This window comes from Roseibium sp. (assembly GCF_965229775.1).
Classification (GTDB): Bacteria; Pseudomonadota; Alphaproteobacteria; order Rhizobiales; family Stappiaceae; genus Roseibium.
Window position 1 is genome coordinate 4,555,477 of the sequence record NZ_OZ245929.1, and the last position, 18,212, is coordinate 4,573,688.

Sequence of the window (18,212 nt, forward strand, 5' to 3'; positions counted from 1 at the left end):
GGTGAAATGACATGGAAATCTTGCGTGTCGAGGGCGTGAACAAGTCGTTCGGCGGACTGAGAGCCCTGAATAACGTCAACTTCTCCGTCGAGGAAGGCACCGTTCAGGCGATCATTGGCCCGAACGGAGCGGGGAAATCGACCTTCCTCAACTGCCTGATCGGACGGCTCGTACCGGATACCGGAAGCGTCATGTTCGGCGACATCTCGCTGACCGGGATGAAGCCGTTCGAGATCAATCAGGTCGGTATTTCACGCGTGTTCCAGACGCCTGAGATCTTCGGCGATCTCACGCTGATGGAAAACATCATGATCCCCGCACTGGCTAAACGCGACGGTGAATTCAAGCTGCATGCATTCGCGGATGTCGGCAAGGACGCCGAGATTCGCGACAAGGCGCTCCACATGCTGGAAGATGTCGGCCTCGTCGAAAAGAAGGACATGGTTGCCGACAGCCTGTCGCGCGGGGACAAACGCCGCCTGGAACTGGCCATGTGCCTGTCGCAGGACCCGAAACTGCTGCTTCTGGACGAGCCGACAGCAGGCATGTCCAGGGCCGACACCAACAACACGATCGATCTCTTGAAGCGGATCGGCGACCGCGGCATCACCAAGGTGGTCATCGAGCACGACATGCATGTGGTGTTCTCGCTTGCCGACAAGGTAACCGTCCTTGCCCAGGGCGCGATCATCGCCGAGGGCAAGCCGGAAGACATCAAGGGCGATCCGCGCGTTCAGGAAGCCTACCTCGGAGGAGCACACCTGTGACCATTCTCGAAGATCAGTTCGCGGGCAAGACGGCTCCTGCGGTCAAGCCGCAAAAGGCGCGCGGAACGGCACCAGCCTATTTCTCGGCCTGGGACCTGCACTCCTACTATGGCGAGAGTTACATCGTTCAGGGGGTCAGCTTTGACGTTCGCGAGGGTGAAATCCTGGCGTTGCTCGGGCGCAACGGCGCTGGCAAGACGTCGACGCTCCGCACGATCGCGCGCATGGATGATCCCAACCTGACCCATGGTGAAATCTGGCTCGATCACCAGCCGCTTCATGACATGCAGAGCTATCAGGCCGCGCGTGTCGGCGTCGGCCTCGTGCCGGAAGACCGGCGGATCATTCAAGGCCTGACGGTTCAGGAAAACCTGGAGCTCTCACAGATCGCCGAGCCCAAGGGCTGGTCGATCGAGCGGATCTACGACCATTTCCCGCGGCTGGCGGAGCGCCGCGCCCAGGAGGCGGTGACGATGTCGGGCGGCGAACAGCAGATGCTCGCCGTGGCGCGTATCCTGGCCCGTGACATCAAGCTTCTGCTTCTGGATGAACCGTATGAAGGCCTCGCCCCGGTGATCGTTCAGGAAATCGAGCGCATCCTTGAAGGCGTCAAGGAACTCGGCATCACCACGATCATCGTGGAACAGAACGCGATCGCCGCGCTGCATCTGGCCGACCGCGCCGTCATTCTTGATATGGGCGAGGTCGTGTTCGATGGCACGGCTCAGGAAGTTCTCGACAACGAAGAACTGCGCCAGGAGTATCTCGCGATCTGACGGAACAATGCTTTGACAAGGTCTGGCCGGCGCGCTGCGCCGGCTTTTTTTGTGCCCGTTGTTTTTCGATGTGGTCATTTGAACCCCGGAACGGCTAAAAAGGAATCACGCAGTTTCCTGAAACGGAACGGTGGTTTCAGTGTCCATTTTCAGATCCGAATTTCCCAGTCTGGCCGGTTTTCTCGTTTTTGCGGCCTTTATTGCTGCCGGAGATCTTCTGAACCCGTCAGCCATCGGTGTCGGGCCGTCTCTTGCCTTGCTTGCGGTCATCTTCCTGACCGTGATGTGGTGCGCCTTCTCGGTCGTCCGACACGCGGAATGTCTTGCGACCATTCTTGGAGAGCCGTTCGGAACGCTGATCCTGACGCTTGCCGTCGTCGGGATCGAGGTGGCGCTGATCGTTGCGATCATGGTTTCGGGCGAGGCCGCGCCGACCATGGCACGCGACACGATGTTCTCCGTGATCATGATTGTTCTGAACGGCCTGATCGGTCTGTGCCTGCTGGCCGGCGGGCTGAAACACAAGAACCAGACCTACAACCTTCAGGGCGCGAATGCGTTTCTCGCCGTTCTTGTTCCCCTTGCGGTTTTCGCTCTCGTCTTGCCGCGCGTCACCCATTCCGCGCCGGGCGGTGAACTCTCTCCCTTGCAGGCGAGCTTCGAAGTCGTGATGTCCGTCTTGCTGTATGGCGTCTTTCTGGCCATGCAGACCGTGACCCACAGCGACATTTTCCGGCAGCCGGATGCAGGCGAGGACGGCGGAGAGCACCACGGTGCCGTCGTCAGGTCGATACCCTTTCACGTGGCCGGGCTCCTGGGAGCCCTGGTGCCGATCATCCTGCTTTCCAAGAAGCTCGCTCTTTACGTCGAATTCGGCATCGCCGGCATTGGCGCGCCGCTGGCGCTGAGCGGATTCATCGTTGCAGCGCTTGTCCTGATGCCGGAGGGAATGAGCGGCTTCCGTGCGGCTCTTGAAAACAAGTTGCAGCGCGCGGTCAACATCTGCCTCGGCGCTGCGGTTTCGACCATCGGTCTGACGGTTCCCGCCGTCCTGGTGGTCAGCTGGGTGACCGGACACAGGATCGAACTCGGACTGGACTATGCGGAGATTGTTCTCCTCGCGCTGACCCTGGTCGTCAGCCTGATCACGTTTGGAACCCGCACGACCAGTTACCTGCAAGGTGCGGTGCATCTGACGCTTTTTGCCGCCTATGTGATGATGATTTTCGATTTGTCATGAATTTGCAGGCAAAATCGTAATTCTTTTCGGGAGATAGCTTGGTCCCGAACGTCTTCTGTGATTTTGTCTAGGGTCAGGATCCATTCATGTGAATGAATTGGCATGGATGAATGGGTTCTGACTCTAACCGTGATTACCGTAATGTGAATGAACCTGCATGCTGCTGCTTTCCGAAGACCAGACCCGTGATGCCCTGCCGTTTCCGGACCTGATAGATGCACTGGCGGAAATGTTCCGCTCGGGTTGCGTCATGCCGACGCGGCATCATCATGACTTTGAAATTCCGGGCGAACCGGCTGGAACGATGCTCCTCATGCCTGCCTGGGTGCCGGGCGGATATGCCGGCGTAAAGGTCGTGAATGTCGTTCCGGGGAACGCGGAGCGGAACTTGCCGGCGGTGCATGGACAGTATCTGTTGTCCGACGCCAGAACGGGCGAGATGCTTGCAATGATCGATGGCGGTGAACTGACCGCACGCCGGACTGCGGCAGCCTCTGCACTGGCCGCGAGATACCTGGCGCGGTCCGACGCGCGGCATCTGCTCGTGCTCGGCACCGGCCGTCTCGCCCCGAACCTGATTGCCGCGCACATGGCCATCCGGTCGATCGAACATGTCACGATCTGGGGACGGTCGAGGGAAAAGGCAGCGCAGTTTGCCCGGGAAATGCAGGCGCAGTTTCCCATCACGATAGAGGCGGCAGCCAGTCTGCGTGATGTGCTCGGCACGGCCGATATCATCAGCGCCGCAACCCTGTCCAGCGAGCCGCTGATCAAGGGGGATCTTCTGAAACCCGGAGCCCATGTCGATCTTGTCGGGGCTTTCAAGCCCACCATGCGGGAGAGCGACGACGACCTCATAAAGCGCGCGGAAATCTTCGTGGATACGCGTGACGGATGTCTGGTCGAAGGCGGGGATATCGTCCAGCCGCTCCAGTCCGGGCTGATTTCGAAAGGCGACATCCGCGCGGACCTCTACGATCTGTGCCGCGGAAATCACGCCGGCCGGCAATCGGACGACGAAATCACCATGTTCAAGTCCGTGGGCGCTGCGCTCGAAGACCTGGCAGGTGCCATGCTTGCGTATCAGAGCACCGAGCACTGATCGGCAAGTGCAGGACGTCAGCCGAGTTCGAAGCTGGCAATGCCGTAGATCTGATCGAGCGGAAGGTCGGGCACGGGGCCGCGATACATGCGGTAGGTCTCGAATTCCGGCGACAGCTCATATCTTTCGGCCAGCAGAAGGGCGGCGGCATTCGGCTCCGGTGTATCCAGGATGACGAATTGCCCTTTGACCTGCCCGGCAAGTGTCCGGAAAAGCGTATCGGCAATCTCCGGCGTATCGGCGAATAGGGGCCCGATCTTGAACCCTTCATGACATGCCCGCAGAACGCCGTATCCCTTGACGTCGCCGTCTTCGATGAACGCGAACCCCTTTCGCGTTTCGAGCATGGGCGCGGCCCACAGTTTCAGAAAGGTTTCGCGTTCTGCCGGGAAGAAGCGCTGGTCATAGAGGTTGATCGCCGGAAAAACGCCGTGACCGAGCGGTGCAATGCGTGGGTCCATGGGCACATCGCAAAGGGAAACCCCTGTCTGACGGATGTTCCGGTAAACGGATTTGAAGCCATGCTCGGCGTAGCTGGCGGTCTGTTCGTTCACCGCATCCAGCCCCATGAGCCTTGATCCGAGATGGGACATTGCCTCCGCCCAGATCTGGTGTCCGTAGCCCCGCGTTCTGTGTTCGCGCTTGCAGATGTAAAAACCGATGAAACCGAAGGCGTCGCCATAGCGCACTGCCGAGATGACCGTGATCAGTTCTCCGCCGATCTCTCCGCCCAGAAATCCCTGTGGGTCCGCTGCATAAAACGCGGGACCGTCCTCGAGACCCGGGTTCCAGCCCTCCAGCATCGCCCAGTCGAGTGGAATGCGGATTTCGGCTTCGCTCAGGCGCCGGATTTTGAGGTCTTTGGTCATGTAATTTGTGCCCGTCGGGTCATGAATCGGCAGGATCGCATGCTGCAAATACAGCAACTGCCCCCGCAATTATCAACGGATATTGAGCGCTGAAAATCAAAAAGTCGAAAAAAGTCGGGTGTTTAAACCGATCACGCGCTTGCCTAGCCTGTGCAAGTGTGCATCACTTTACTCAAGGTAATTTACGACTAGTCTGATCTTTGGGGCGGATCGGCAAAGCTGTGAGCTTCGTCACAGCCTGATTTCAAAATATCTGCGACGTTACGCTGCCTGACATAGCGCTGAGGACGATATGCATAAACGGAAAAACCTGCCGGCTTTGATGCGGTCTGCAAAGGAGAGTGTGACGGGCCCGGTCACAAGCTTTCGCCGTGCCATGCGGGGCGGCGCAATCGGCCTCACCTTCGGCGTGCTGGCGGTTGTTACACCGGCGTTGGCATCGACCGCTGACGATCCCGGGCGACGGGTTGCGCTGGTTATCGGAAACCAGGACTACGAATTCGTCGAACCGCTCGTGAATCCGCTGAACGACACCAAGGAAATCACGCGGGTTCTGCGCGAAGCGGATTTTGACGTGACCGTCGGTACCAACCTCAGCAAGAAGGAACTGGAAAAGGTCGTCCGGAGGTTCCTGCGCGAACTCAATGACGGCGACACTGCGCTTTTCTATTATTCCGGTCACGCGCTGCAGGTCGGCGACTCGAATTTCCTGCTGCCGGTCGATGCCAAGCTGGCGTCCCAGTACGATCTGGAGTTCGAAAGCCTCAAGGTCTCGCACCTTCTGGATTACATGAAGGCAGCGTCCAGCCTGCAGATCGTCATGCTCGACGCGTGCCGCGACAATCCGTTCGAAATCGGAAGTCTGTTCTGGGGCGAAGAGGAATACGCCCTTGGCAAGACCCGCGGTCTGCGCAGGATCCCGAACAAGCTCGGCAGTTTCATTTCCTACGCGACGCGGCCCGGACAGGTTGCCTATGACGGAGAGGGCCCCATGAGCCCGTTCACGTCTTCCGTCGTCACGAATGCGCTGGATCCGTCGCTCGAGATCAAGGACCTGATGACCAAGGTCCGCGATGAAGTCGTGCGCAAGACCGGCGGCCAGCAAATCCCGTACGAAGATTCGACACTCGTGACGAATTTCTACTTCGTGCCGCCGAAGCCGGAGCCCATCGTCACCGCGCATCACCGCGTCAGTGTTCCGCTCACCAGCGACGCGAGCCCGCTCTCCATACCCGAACCCGTACAGCCGGAAGGCGGCGCGATCGTCGCGACCCTGACCCTGTCGCCGGAAAAGGGCACGCTTCGACTGCCTGACGGCAGGACCGTGGGTGAGGGCGATACACTGGATGCGACGGAACTGGCGAGTCTCGAATTCCTGCCGGACGGGTCGGGCGCTGGCGATGTCGAACTTATCGGATACCAGGTCAAGGATGATTGGGGAGGCTCGGCCTCGGCGATCGCCTCCATCACGGTTGTCCAGTCGGCCCCGGCTCCGGACGATGGAGCCAGGGAACGCGAGCGCAAGGAACGCCTTGAACAACTGGTTGCCTGGCTTTCGCAGACATCCAAGGGCTCCGCGGTCGAGGCCGACATCGGTGTCGGCCCGGTACAGATCTATGCCGATGCACCGGATGAAGGTTTGCCGGCAACGGATAATTGGCTGAAAGTGGTTTCGGTCGACAGTGACTTGCAGCTTTCTTCCGACGGGCGGCTTTTGCGCCCCGGTGACCGGTTTCCAATGTCCGGTCTTTCCACCCTGACCGTGCGTCCGCAAATCGGTTCGGAAACGCAGGCACGGCGTTTCACGCTCGAATTGCCGGCCGAAGCCGGAAGTTCCGGCGAAACGTTGACCCAGATCGTGCAGCCGCGCGTGACCCAGTGCGATCAGTTGGCGACGCAGCCATTCGATCTTCAGGCGGTCACCGAGGGTCGCCTGGCCAATGATATCGACTCAGCGGCGGTGGACAAGGCGTGTTCCGACGCCATGACGGCGTATCCGGAAATCGGGCGTTTCGTGTTCCAGCGCGGCCGCGGTGCATTTGCCGCCGGCGACCTTGCCAAGGCTGCCGACTACTTCCAGCAGGCCTACCAGATGGGCCATGTCCGCGCGGGCTAGGTCCTTGGCCGCATGTACTATCTCGGCGCCGGCCGGGACCGCAATCGCGAGAGGGCGGTCGCACTCTACAGCAAGGCTGCCGAACGCGGGGACGCCTATGCGCTCCATTCGTTGGGCATGGCGCAGATCAAGGGCGAGGGCACCGAGCAGAACGAAAAGGCAGGTCTGGAAAAGCTGCTGCAGTCCGTGGAAGCCGGACACACGTTCTCTTTCAATGCGATCGGCGGGTTTTACCTCAACGGCAACCATGTGGAAGAAAACGTCGACCGCGCTGTCTACTACTACAATCGGTCCGCGTCCCGCGAGGACATCTACGGGTATCTGAACATGGGTACGCTCTACCGGGATGGACTGGGTACGCCGCAGGATTTCGACGCTGCGCTTGGCTGGTTCAAGAAGGCCCACGAAGGCGGCCATCCGGCAGCAGGCACCGCGATCGGTCTTCTGTATTTCAACGGCCAGGGTGTCGAAAAGAGCGCAGAAGAGGCGACCAGATGGTTCCGCGAAAGCGCCGAGCGCGGCGACGCCTGGGGGGCCTACAACACGGCCTGGATGCTCGGACAACAGTCCGGAGAAGCTGCAGGCCGCGACCGGATCCGCATGCTCGCGATGGCGGCCGTTGTCGATCCGTCCTCTTCAGCGGCCGGAAAAGGCCGCGAGGACCTAAAGGGCGCCAACAAGCGCCTGAAGGCAATGGTTCTGCAGCAGGCGCTGACCGATCTCGGGTTCGAGCCGGGACCGGTCGACGGTCAGCCCGGCCGCAAGACCAGGGATGCGTTGAACAAGTTTTTCAGCAGTTCGGATCTTTCGCCGGTTCAGGGCGACGAGGCCCTGATTGCCCTTGTGAAGTATCAGTGGGAACAAAGCCGTCCCAGATATGATTTGTTCTGATTTCTTAAGGAGGAATAGATGAAACACATTAGACTAGCATTGCCTTCAGCAGGCTTGATGGCGCTGTTCCTCGCCGGGTGTGCGACACAGCCCACGGTATCGACCGGAGCGGATCCGGTGCCCGTGACGCCTTCGGTGGCGACCACGACCTCGACTGCGCCTGCAGCCACACCGGCGGCCGCGACCCCGGTTTCGGACCCGATCAATGACCCGCTCATCCGCGACAACGACAATGGCGGCGGCGGCGGTGGCGGCGGCGGTGGCGGACCGGGCGGCGGCGGCGGCGGCTCCTGGGGCTGATCACGCACCACTGGTGAGGCTGCTCATGTACGTGTTTTCGAAAGTGGCCCTGGTGTTCAGGGCACTGCGATCGCTTTGCTGCGCGTTTCCGCTGCTCTTCGTCTTCAATCCGGTTGAAGCAGGAGAGTGGCGGGCGCTGGTAATCGGCATCGACGCCTATGAACATGTTTCACCGCTCAAGGGCGCTGTGAACGATGCCAGGGACATTGCGGAAACGTTGCAGGCCGCTGGTGTCGAGGACCTACAAACCCTTTACGACGGCGCTGCAACGAGAGATGCCATCCTGACCGCCTGGCAGGGGCTGATCGAACGATCGGCAGAGGACGACGTCCTCGTGCTGTCCTATGCGGGGCACGGAGCGCAGGAAGAGGAATGGGTCGAGGGCTCGGAAGCTGACGGGCTCGACGAAGTGTTTCTTCTCGCGGGATTTGATGTCTCCGCGCCGGGAAATGCCGAAAGACTGCGCGACGATGATCTCTCGGCAATGCTCAGGGCGGCCGGTGACCGGAGCGTGCTCGTACTCGCTGACAGCTGTCACTCCGGCACGATGACGCGGTCCATCGACCCCAGGATCGTCCGGCTCGGCACGCGGCTCGTCGGATTACCGCCCTTCGAAAATGACCTCTTGAGATCACGTCCGGGCCATCCGTTGTTGCAGCGGCAAGAAGGGGACGGGTCCGACCTTCAGGACCTCGCCAACGTGATCTATGTCGGCGCGACCGTCGACGGCCAGGTGATCCCCGAACTCATGATCGCGGGTGAACCCAGGGGCGCCTTGAGCTGGTCCTTCGCACGCGGTGTCGAGGGTCGGGCTGACCTTGACCGGGACGGCGGCATTTCGATGGAGGAACTGACCCTGTTTCTCAAGGAAACCGTTCGTGTCGCGACCGAAGGCCGGCAGACGCCGAGCCTGACCGTTGGCGGCGGCTCGCGCGCGGCGGTTCTCCCGCGGGTCAAGGACAACATCCTGGCACGCGGCGCGACCGGACTGACAATCTCGGCCAGCACGGACATAGCACTTCCGGTTCTGAAGAACCTCAAGGAGCGCCATGGCGGTGCGGTGGAGATTGTCGACGATGGAAATGCCGACCTGTTCTGGGACGTGGAAGAAGGCGATGTCCTGACGAAATTCGGAGATATCGTACTTCGCAACAGCGCCGGGAACGCCGACCGCTTTTCGCAGGTGGTCTCCAAATGGCTGTTTCTGTCGGAACTCTACGCGCTTTCAAGGGAACGCAAACCGGTGGAAGGCACCCTGCGACCCGCGGTCGGACATATCCCCGAAGGCTCGCCGCTCAAGGTGGGGCTTCGGTCCGACGAAGGCGGCTTCATGGCGGTGTTCGCGCTGGAGGCCGACGGCACTGTGCGTCTGCTTGCACCGAACCGGAAAGCGGACCCTTTGGGCGAGGATACGAAACTCGAGGCGGATGCGCCTTACGTGCTCAATCTCCGCGCCGCATTGCCGTTCGGAGCCGACCATATCGTGTTGATTCGCTCCCGTGAAACTATGCCGCAACTGGTCGGCGTGCTGTCCGCGATGGAGGGCAGGCCTCTGGATCCCGCCCTTGCGCCCAAATTGCTGAATTTGATCGGAAAATCTGCAGAGGCGGTCGGCATAACCGGGGTCTACACTGAACCTGCGGGCTAGTCACCTGGATCTGAAGTTCGACTCATTTGCAGCAGGCTTCGAACGAACTTCAGATCCAAGAAGGTGACTAGCAAGTCTATGTTTCTAGTGCGGTTTACGAATTTGAAGTTCGCTTCGGAGACTGCTTGAGCAATGATGCGAACTTCAAATTCACCGCACTAGGGTCAGGACTCATTCATTTGGTTGAATTGGCGCAGCAAACGGCGATGAGCTGCAAGGAAGAGCGTGACAAGCGGGCTACCTGCCCGGTTGAGCGGTTTGACGAAGCAGATCGAAGCCGTTTTTGCGTCCCGCAGGGATGGGGTACGGACTCATAAATGAGACCGAAATGGTTTGAAGTGGATTGCGTCTCCTCAAGGAGCGGAAGCGCAGGAAATGTGGTTCATTTTCAAGCCTTCCGCGACGCCGGGGTGGCGCAATCCGGTCAAATCCGAAGGACATGGAAATGGCTTCCCCCCGTGTCGTCAGCGTGGTTGACCGGGCAGGAAGCCCGCTCCGCACACCCTTCCTAACGGGATTTCGCCATTTCACATGCCATTTCTGTCTCATTTATGAGTCCGTACCCTAGAGTGAATTTGCCCGGCAACGTCGTTGCAAATCTTTGGAAACCGGACGGTTTCCTGCAGCTTTGCGCCTCGTATCCGAACAAATTCATCCCCACCGATTCATCAAAATGAATGAGTCCTGACCCTGGGCCCTGCCTCCCAATTCGCGTTTATGTGACCAAGGCCACATTCAATTCGCGATTTTCTGGTATCATTACTTCAATTGGCGACACGACTCCGAACGGGTCCGTGCGCAAAAACCATTGACCCTGGAGACCGTCATGAAAGATTTGTTTAGTCGATTTGCAAAACGAAGTCTGAAACCGACCGGTTTGGCTGCCGCATTCGGACTTGGCACCGTCATGTCCGGTGCTGCGCTTGCAGATCCCGTAGCGCTTGTCCTTGATCGGTCCGAAGGGGTGTCTGTTTCGGCCTTTTCGGAGCTGATGCCAGGAGACGTGGTTGATCTTGGTGAATCGGGACACGTGGATCTTCTGGACTATTCCGCTTGCCAGGAAGTGCGGATCAAGTCGGGGACCCTGACGGTGTCCTCCGACGGCTTCGCGATCGACGGCGGCGAAGAAAAGGTCCTGCGCGCGGGCAACTGCCTGCAGGCCGACAGCGGAACCAGCTCGAGCACAGCGGACAAGGGATTGACCGTAACCTTGCGCGGGCTGACGCTGGAAAACAAAAAAGCCGCGTCCCTGATGCTTCGTTTCGATGACAAGGCGAAAGACCAGTACGGCTCTGTTTTCGTCTCCTTTGGCGGAGGCGAACCGAAACGGTTCGATGTGCTCGACAACATCGTCACTGAAATGCCGGAGCGCGACAGCGATGATGATGCTGTTGAAGTCGAGCTTTTCCTGCAAGGAAAAGCGCCGGACTTTGGCGTTGAGATGCGGAAGATAACCATCGATCCGGCGCAAGTTGGCCGCAAAACCGCGGTCGTCCTCGTGAAATGAAGCCAGGTGGCCGAATCGCCGATTCGGCCCTCGGCCGAAAACAACTGGTCCTGCTGATTGCCGTCGTTGCATCCTTGGCCGGACTGGTTGTCGGCCTGTCTGCGAACAAGGCAATCTGGGAAGGCTGGGTGACGGACCGGCTCTTCCAGCTGCGCGCCAATTTCATCCAGTCCGGCGAAACCGCATCGGCTCCGGTTGCCGTCGTGGGCCTGGATCAGGCTTCACTTGATTCCGAACGTCTTTCCCGCATTCCCCGTGTCCTGATGACCCCGGTGATGGCCGAAGCCGGGCAAGCCGTGATTGACGCAGGCGCGACGGCTGTCGGCTTTGATTTCGTGTTTGCCTACAGTGCCGACTCCTTTGTCGATCCGAGCACCGGAGAGGCGCGGTTGAGCGGCTTCGACAGGCCGTTTCAGACCTTCGCGTATCGCAATCGGGGCAAGGTCTTCATAGCGCATACCGAAATCGGCGTGCCTCACCGCAGCTTCACCGCAGCGATCGGCGCCGGGGGCGTCCGTTCGGTGATCGTGTCCACCGACAATGACGGCATCGTGCGCAAACATACGCCGCAGCTTCCGCTCAACGATTCTCCACACCTCATCGACGCTCTTCTCGGGGCCGCAGGATCGGACGTGTCGGAAGCGTTCGTTTCGATCCCGGATTCAAGACTTGCGACCTCCTTGCCGTACATGTCCCTGATCGACGTCCTGACGCTGAGCCAAAGCGAGGAAGGACGCGCGGCATTGAAGGAATTTTCCTCCGGGCGGATCGTTCTTTTCGGCGGCTTGTTGCCCTTTGAGGACGAGCATCTCTATTCCGACAGGTTTCTGCCGCACGTCTCCGCCGCAGACGTTGAAACCGGTCCGGGCGGCAGACCGCGCGTGCAGCCGCAGACCGCGGGTGTCTTTATCCTGGCCGACGTCATCGGCGCCGCGCTTTCCGACCGCTATGCCGTTGCGCCGCCGCGCGGGCTTCTGACGGCGTTGTCGTTCGCCTTCGCGGCCGTCGGCGCTGCCGCCGGCCTTTTCCTGCCGCTCATGGTCTTGCCTTTGATCGCCGTGTTTGGCATCGCGGCAGGCATTGGCGTGAGCCTGGCCGGTCTGGAGGCAGGCATCCTCATTGCACCGGGTGTCGCACCGGTGAGCTGTGTGATGGCCATTGTCACGGCGGCGGTCGGCAAGGTGAGCATCCTGCAGCGCCGCCAGAGGTCGCTTGTCAGGCTGTTCGGCCACTACCTTGCGCCCGACGTCATCAAGCACATGGCGACATCGGAACAGTTGCCGGAACTCGGCGGAGATACAAGGCACGTCGTTGTCGCGTTCATCGACATTGTCGGCTTCACCAAGATGTCCGAAAAGCTGGCCGACCGCGACGTCGTGCGCGTCGTCAATGCCTGTTTCGACAGGATCGGACAAACAATCACGAAACATCAGGGGTACATCGACAAGTATATCGGCGATGCGATCATGGCGGTCTGGAACGCGCCCAACACGGTCGACAATCCCGAACAGTCCGCTGTCGATGCCGCGCATGAGATCATCGCGAGCCTCGACGAGATCAAGGAGATCACCGGAGAAGCGGGACTTGATCTCCGGATAGCCCTGAATGCCGGTCCCGTTCTCGTCGGCGATATCGGCGGCGAGCACCGGCGGTCTTTCACCGTCATGGGGACGACGGTGAACACGGCCAGCAGGGTCGAATCCGTTGCCAAGGACAAAAAGGTTCGCCTCGCGCTCAGCCAATCGGTCGCGGACGGATTGCCCAAACGGTACCCGCTGCAGGAAATCTGGACCGGCCAGCTGCGGGGATTGAGCACGGAGATTGCTGTCTACACGCTGGATGTCCCTGAAATATATATGGAAAAGAGTTCGGCTTCCACCGAAGAGGAGAACCGGCAGCCAAAATCCAATCTTCTCGAGTTTCCGCGCTGACCGCCTTTTGCCGTGTTTTGAAGCTGCTGTTTTGCATCTGATGGTTTCATCCTGCATGATCGGCCCTGCAGCTGATAACCAAGAGAAACTGCTGTAGCCAAAGGTGAGCGATGGTTCAGTGGTCTGACAACAACAGCCACGGTGCACACAGACCCGAATTTGACCGGACGGTGATACGCCCTGCGGGGAAGCCTGCAGCGCCGCCTGCTGCACCGGCACCTCCGGCGAGGCCGCAAACACCTCAGCCAAGGAGCGAAAAGCGTGCGAGTTCACCCATCGTGGTCTACGGGATACTCGCTCTTTCGTTCCTGGTCATCGGCGGCGGCATCGGCGGGATCGCCCATCTGGTATCGTCGGGCGCGATCTCGCTTTCGGCACCCGAAGATGCTGGTGGCGGGCAGCCGGACGCGCCGCTGGTTGCGGATATCGAAGCGGACCAGAACGCGGATGATGACGACGTGGCGTCCGTGGACCAGCAGGACGACGCGGACCCCACCGACAATGCGTCTGCAACCGACGACGGGACGGGTGAAGACCTGGACGTTCCCGCCGATCCTTTCTTCGACATGGCGGTGTCCGCCGTCATTCCGCTCGCCGGCGACCCGGTGTTGCTGAATGACGGTTCCTCCGCCGAGCGCATTCAACTGTCGGAACGGGCCATTCCGGAGACGTCCAAGACCAGCGGCGTCACGGCCTTGCCCGCGTTGAGCGCATTTGTCCTAGACAGCCGGATGCTGAATGACGACGGGGATCTGGTGATCCGGGCGCCGGGCAGCGAGGCCGACTTCCAGTTCGGCAATTTCGGTGGCGGGGAAGAAAATGACGGACTGGTCGTGGATGAACCGGAAGCGGCCGACGATGACGGTGCCACCGATCTTCCGGTATTCCTGAAACCGTCGACGGACACGCTCGATCTCTATCTGACCGAACGTCCGATCGGGCAGGGCCCCAGCCGGATCGAGGTGCGCAAGGCGATCACCAAAACTGTTCCGATCGGCACGCTTTTGAAAGACAACGGGTTCGATGAGGAGGTTTCCAAGCAGCTGCAGGAGTTCCTGAAGCTCGAATTCGACCGGTCCGATCTGATCGCGGGCGACAAGATCGCGATACGCGGCGTGAGGATGCCGAACCGGGTCGGCCGGATCGGGGATTATTACAGGCCTGTGCAGCTGTCGCTCTACTCGGCTGATGGCTACGTCGGAACGGCGGCCTACTCCGCCACGCGCGAAGGAGAGGCCTATATCCACGGGGCCGATCCCTGGTTCGGCAAGGAAATCGTGCAGGACAAGGTCGCAAGCGATAAAAACGGCCAGGCAGGAAAGACGCACCGCCTGATCGACGGGCTTTACGCGACCGCGGTCCGCAACGCCGTCCCGGCGTCAATCGTCGGAGAGGCAATCGCCTATCTCGCGCCGACCACCGATCTGAAACGGGCGATCAAGCCGGATGAACGTTTCACGCTGGTGTTCACCGACATGGCACGTGACGAAAAGCGCGGCGGTGGCCGCGTGCTTTTTGCAGGTGTCCGCAGGGGCGATGACTGGTCCGTGCGCTGTTACGTCCTCAAGGCACCGGGCAACAGGGGCTTCGCCTGCGTCAGCGAGGGCGGCAAGATCAGTCTTTCCGGCGCCATGCTGGTGCCGGTCAAAGGCGTCCTGACATCCAAATTCGGCATGCGGTTCCACCCGATCAAGAAGGTCTCGCGGTTGCACGCGGGCGTCGATTGGGCGGCGCCGACGGGCACACCCATCCGGGCCGCATTTTCCGGCAAGGTCACCTACAAGGATGTGCGCGGCGGCTACGGCAACTTCATTGAATTGTCGCACAAGGACGGGATCACCAGCCGCTACGCACACATGCACGAGTATGCAGACGGGATTCAGCTGGGATCGGTTGTCCAGGCCGGAGACCTGATCGGCTATGTCGGCACGACGGGCCTGTCGACCGGACCGCACCTACATTTCGAAATCCGTCAGAGAGGGGAACCCGCCGATCCGCTGTCCTTTGAAATGGAAACCGGCGCGGATGCCCCGCAATCCGTCGCCAGCAAGGATCTCAAGGCCTATCAGGGCGTGATTGGCGAAGTGCTGACAGGCAGCCAATGAGGACAGCCGGCAGGTGCCGGTCTGAACCGGTTCCGGACACTCTGGCCTGTCCCGCATTGAGCAGCAAATCGAGCATGGGATTGCAAAAGCACATGGCGGTGCCGGGGCACCGCCATGAACGCCGACGAAGCGTATTATGCGCCGCCTGTCGCGATCTCCAGACCGTCTTCACCCGCCGTGATCGCCACGGAGGTCAGTTCCTCTCCGTTCATCTGAGCGGTCAGGAACGCCCGCGAGAGCTTGGGCAGGAGGTCGTTCGTCAGGATGTTGTCGATCATCCGTCCACCGCTGTCCGGGTCGCGGCACAGCGATACGATATGCGCGATGACATCGTCCCCGAATGTCAGCTCCGCATCCCGGTTCTGCTTCACGCGCTTGACGATGCGGTTGAGTTGCAGGCGGATGATGAAGCCGAGCATGGACGGTGACAGCGGATAATAGGGGATCGTCACGATCCGGCCGAGCAGTGCCGGTGGAAACACGTCCAGAAGCGCCGGCCGCAAGGATTCCGCCAGTTGTTCGGCGTCGGGCGCATTCGGATCGGTGGCCGCCAGATCCGGGTCGCTTGAGACCGGGGCGTCCAGCATGTGGCTTGCTGCATTCATGATCGTTTCCGTGCCGACATTCGATGTCAGCAGGATCAGCGTGTTGCGGAAGTCGATCTTGCGGCCCATGCCGTCTTCCATCCAGCCCTTGTCGAAGACCTGGAAGAAGATTTCATGGACGTCCGGGTGCGCCTTTTCCACTTCGTCGAGAAGCACGACCGAATAAGGTTTGCGGCGGACCGCCTCCGTCAGACGCCCACCTTCGCCATATCCGACGTAGCCCGGAGGAGCTCCCTTCAGGCCGGAGACGGAGTGTGCTTCCTGGAACTCCGACATGTTGATGGTGATCAGGCTGTCCTCGCCGCCATAGAGCGTTTCGGCGAGCGCGAGCGCGGTCTCCGTCTTGCCGACGCCCGAAGGGCCGCACAGCATGAAGACACCGATCGGTTTGTCCGGATTGCCAAGCTGGGCGCGGCTGGTCTCGATCCGTTTCGCGATCATGGCGAGGCCATGAGCCTGGCCGATCACGCGCTTGTTCAGGCTGTCGGTCAGGTTGAGAATGGTCGCCATCTCGTCCTGCACCATCCGGCCGACCGGAATGCCGGTCCAATCCGAAATGATGCTCGCGACGGCTTCGTCATCGACATACGCATAGACCATACGCTCGTCTTCGGGAATCTTGGCGAGTTCCGCGCGTTTCTCGTGCAGTGCGGTGCGAATGGCGTCCTCGTCTTCCAGGTCGACGTCGAGATCGAGTTCGATGTCGTCGATCGAGACAAGCGCCGGTCCGTCATGCTCGGGATCCTCGATCTCCGCGCTTTCCGGATGAGGTGCGGGATCTCCGCCCTTGAGCTGCGACAGGGCAGCGTTCAGACGGCGGATTGCGGCCACAAGCCCGCGTTCGCGCTCCCATTCTTCCCTGACCTTCTCGATATCGCCTTCGGTCGCCTCGATGGCCTCGTTCAGTGCATCCAGCTGCTCCTGATGCTCCAGGCCGAGTTCGGTATCGTTCGTAAGCGCACTTTTCTCAGTTTCCAGGAAACCCTTCTTGGCCACGAGGTCGGACAGCTTGGCGGGCTGCGCGGCCTGCGAAATGTTCACCCGTGCCGAAGCCGTATCCAGAACGCTGACCGCCTTGTCCGGCAATTGCCGCGCGGGGATGTAGCGATGGGAAAGCGAAACCGCGGATTTGACGGCGCTGTCCAGGATGCGCACCTGGTGGTGTTCCTCCATGGGGCCGAGCAGGCCGCGCACCATCGCGAAGCACTTTTCCTCATCCGGTTCATCGACCTGGACCGGCTGGAAACGCCGCGTGAGGGCAGGGTCCTTTTCGAAATGCTGGCGGTACTCCGACCATGTCGTGGCCGCGACCGTGCGCAGCGTTCCGCGCGCGAGCGCCGGCTTGAGCAGGTTGGCAGCATCGCCCGTTCCCGCCGCGCCTCCGGCGCCGATCAGCGTATGTGCCTCATCGATGAAGAGGATCGTCGGCACGATGGAGGCGTGCACGGCGTCGATGACAGCGCGCAGCCGCTTTTCGAATTCGCCTTTCATCGACGCCCCGGCTTGCAGCAGACCGAGGTCAAGCGCACACAGGCGCGTTCCGAGCAGGGCGGGGGGAACATCGCCGGCGACGATCTTCTGGGCGAACCCCTCGACGATCGCCGTTTTGCCGACACCTGCCTCACCGGTCAGGATCGGGTTGTTCTGCCGACGGCGCATCAGGACATCGATGACCTGGCGGATTTCTTCGTCCCGGCCGACGATCGGATCGAATTCCTCCGCGCGCGCCCGGGCGGTGAAGTCGACCGTGAACTGGGAAAGGGCATCCTCGCCAACGCCGCTGCCCGGCGCGGTTTCTGCGGGTTCTCCGCCGGGAGCCGCCGCAGCTTTCGGACCGGAGCCGTCGATCGGACGCGCGCCGACTTCGCTTGAAGATCCGGCGATCTTGTCGAGGTCGCGCGTGAGCACATCACGGTTCAACCCCTCGAGCGCCGGTGAATAACTGCGGAACTGTCGCCACGTCGTCTTGTCGCCCATGGCCGCAATCAGCACGTAGGCGGACCGGATCTTGTAGTCGCCGTAGCGCAGCGTTCCCTCGAACCACGCCCGCTCAAGCGCCTCCTGGAAGGGCGTCGCCATCGACGGAAGTTCGGTCTGATTGATCTTCAGGTCCGCGATCGCCTTCTGGAGGTCACCATGAACGTCGCCGACATCAATGCCGAAGTGGCGCAGAATATGGACGAAATCGGTATTCTCGTCGCGTGCGAGATAATAGAGCCAATGAAGGATTTCCAGGTGCCGGTGACCGGAACTCTTGGTGAGCCGCATGGCTTTTTCGAGACAGTCGTAGCTGACTGTCGTGAGTTTGTTGGCAACTGTTTCAACCAGAATGTCACTCATGGCACCGGCCTTTCA

The 18,212-nt window shown here is 60.6% G+C and carries 13 protein-coding genes; 11 read left to right on the top strand and 2 right to left on the bottom strand.

Going from position 1 to position 18,212, the window contains the following annotated elements; genetic code table 11:
* The first annotated feature begins 11 nt into the window (after positions 1 to 11).
* The 4 genes from ACO07N_RS20510 (at position 12) to ACO07N_RS20525 (ending at position 3,885) form a co-directional block, all read left to right on the top strand.
* A complete protein-coding gene (locus ACO07N_RS20510) occupies positions 12 to 767 on the top strand; it encodes an ABC transporter ATP-binding protein (RefSeq protein WP_421982808.1) in 756 nt (251 codons plus the stop codon).
* Positions 764 to 1,543 carry an ABC transporter ATP-binding protein gene (locus ACO07N_RS20515; RefSeq protein ID WP_421982809.1) on the top strand — a complete coding sequence of 260 codons (780 nt, stop codon included), beginning with the start codon at positions 764 to 766 and terminating at the stop codon, positions 1,541 to 1,543. Before ACO07N_RS20510 ends, ACO07N_RS20515 begins: the two co-directional genes overlap by 4 nt.
* 139 nt (positions 1,544 to 1,682) lie before the next feature.
* The gene (locus ACO07N_RS20520; RefSeq protein WP_421982810.1) at positions 1,683 to 2,783 is read left to right on the top strand and encodes a calcium:proton antiporter; all 1,101 of its coding nucleotides are present in this window, start codon (positions 1,683 to 1,685) and stop codon (positions 2,781 to 2,783) included.
* A gap of 157 nt (positions 2,784 to 2,940) precedes the next feature.
* Positions 2,941 to 3,885 (top strand): ornithine cyclodeaminase family protein, encoded by a 945-nt coding sequence (locus tag ACO07N_RS20525; RefSeq protein WP_421982811.1) that lies wholly within the window; start codon positions 2,941 to 2,943, stop codon positions 3,883 to 3,885.
* A gap of 17 nt (positions 3,886 to 3,902) precedes the next feature.
* Here ACO07N_RS20525 and ACO07N_RS20530 read toward each other — a convergent pair whose 3' ends face one another.
* Positions 3,903 to 4,754, bottom strand: coding sequence for a GNAT family N-acetyltransferase (locus ACO07N_RS20530; protein ID WP_421982812.1), 852 nt, complete (start codon positions 4,752 to 4,754; stop codon positions 3,903 to 3,905).
* 292 nt (positions 4,755 to 5,046) lie between these two features.
* Between ACO07N_RS20530 and ACO07N_RS20535 the strand changes: the two genes are divergently transcribed.
* From ACO07N_RS20535 to ACO07N_RS20565, 7 genes are all read left to right on the top strand, one after another.
* Positions 5,047 to 6,870, top strand: a complete 1,824-nt coding sequence (locus ACO07N_RS20535; protein ID WP_421982813.1) for a caspase family protein — start codon at positions 5,047 to 5,049, stop codon at positions 6,868 to 6,870.
* Between the two features lie 12 nt (positions 6,871 to 6,882).
* A complete protein-coding gene (locus ACO07N_RS20540) occupies positions 6,883 to 7,761 on the top strand; it encodes a hypothetical protein (RefSeq protein WP_421982814.1) in 879 nt (292 codons plus the stop codon).
* Positions 7,762 to 7,779: 18 nt separating this feature from the next.
* Positions 7,780 to 8,061 carry a hypothetical protein gene (locus ACO07N_RS20545; RefSeq protein ID WP_421982815.1) on the top strand — a complete coding sequence of 94 codons (282 nt, stop codon included), beginning with the start codon at positions 7,780 to 7,782 and terminating at the stop codon, positions 8,059 to 8,061.
* A 25-nt stretch (positions 8,062 to 8,086) separates the two neighbouring features.
* On the top strand, positions 8,087 to 9,709 hold the full coding sequence (locus tag ACO07N_RS20550) for a caspase family protein (RefSeq protein ID WP_421982816.1): 1,623 nt from the start codon (positions 8,087 to 8,089) through the stop codon (positions 9,707 to 9,709).
* A gap of 826 nt (positions 9,710 to 10,535) precedes the next feature.
* Complete coding sequence (locus tag ACO07N_RS20555; protein WP_421982817.1) at positions 10,536 to 11,216, top strand: hypothetical protein; 681 nt, start codon at positions 10,536 to 10,538, stop codon at positions 11,214 to 11,216.
* The gene (locus tag ACO07N_RS20560; RefSeq protein WP_421982818.1) at positions 11,213 to 13,147 is read left to right on the top strand and encodes an adenylate/guanylate cyclase domain-containing protein; all 1,935 of its coding nucleotides are present in this window, start codon (positions 11,213 to 11,215) and stop codon (positions 13,145 to 13,147) included. The genes ACO07N_RS20555 and ACO07N_RS20560 overlap by 4 nt, the downstream gene beginning before the upstream one ends.
* 278 nt (positions 13,148 to 13,425) lie before the next feature.
* A complete protein-coding gene (locus ACO07N_RS20565) occupies positions 13,426 to 15,252 on the top strand; it encodes a M23 family metallopeptidase (RefSeq protein ID WP_421982819.1) in 1,827 nt (608 codons plus the stop codon).
* A 134-nt stretch (positions 15,253 to 15,386) separates the two neighbouring features.
* Here the strand turns inward: ACO07N_RS20565 and tssH are convergent, their stop codons facing one another.
* Positions 15,387 to 18,197, bottom strand: a complete 2,811-nt coding sequence (gene tssH / locus ACO07N_RS20570) for a type VI secretion system ATPase TssH (RefSeq protein ID WP_421982820.1) — start codon at positions 18,195 to 18,197, stop codon at positions 15,387 to 15,389.
* Positions 18,198 to 18,212: the final 15 nt, after the last annotated feature.

What these genes read in the sequence shown, in the direction of transcription:
- ACO07N_RS20560 (WP_421982818.1), top strand. Translation starts at nt 11,213, where the DNA reads ATGAAGCCAGGTGGCCGAATCGCCGATTCGGCCCTCGGCCGAAAACAA.
- ACO07N_RS20550 (WP_421982816.1), top strand. Translation starts at nt 8,087, where the DNA reads ATGTACGTGTTTTCGAAAGTGGCCCTGGTGTTCAGGGCACTGCGATCG.
- ACO07N_RS20540 (WP_421982814.1), top strand. Translation starts at nt 6,883, where the DNA reads ATGTACTATCTCGGCGCCGGCCGGGACCGCAATCGCGAGAGGGCGGTC.
- ACO07N_RS20545 (WP_421982815.1), top strand. Translation starts at nt 7,780, where the DNA reads ATGAAACACATTAGACTAGCATTGCCTTCAGCAGGCTTGATGGCGCTG.
- ACO07N_RS20525 (WP_421982811.1), top strand. Translation starts at nt 2,941, where the DNA reads ATGCTGCTGCTTTCCGAAGACCAGACCCGTGATGCCCTGCCGTTTCCG.
- tssH (WP_421982820.1), bottom strand. Translation starts at nt 18,197, where the DNA reads ATGAGTGACATTCTGGTTGAAACAGTTGCCAACAAACTCACGACAGTC.
- ACO07N_RS20535 (WP_421982813.1), top strand. Translation starts at nt 5,047, where the DNA reads ATGCATAAACGGAAAAACCTGCCGGCTTTGATGCGGTCTGCAAAGGAG.
- ACO07N_RS20510 (WP_421982808.1), top strand. Translation starts at nt 12, where the DNA reads ATGGAAATCTTGCGTGTCGAGGGCGTGAACAAGTCGTTCGGCGGACTG.
- ACO07N_RS20555 (WP_421982817.1), top strand. Translation starts at nt 10,536, where the DNA reads ATGAAAGATTTGTTTAGTCGATTTGCAAAACGAAGTCTGAAACCGACC.
- ACO07N_RS20530 (WP_421982812.1), bottom strand. Translation starts at nt 4,754, where the DNA reads ATGACCAAAGACCTCAAAATCCGGCGCCTGAGCGAAGCCGAAATCCGC.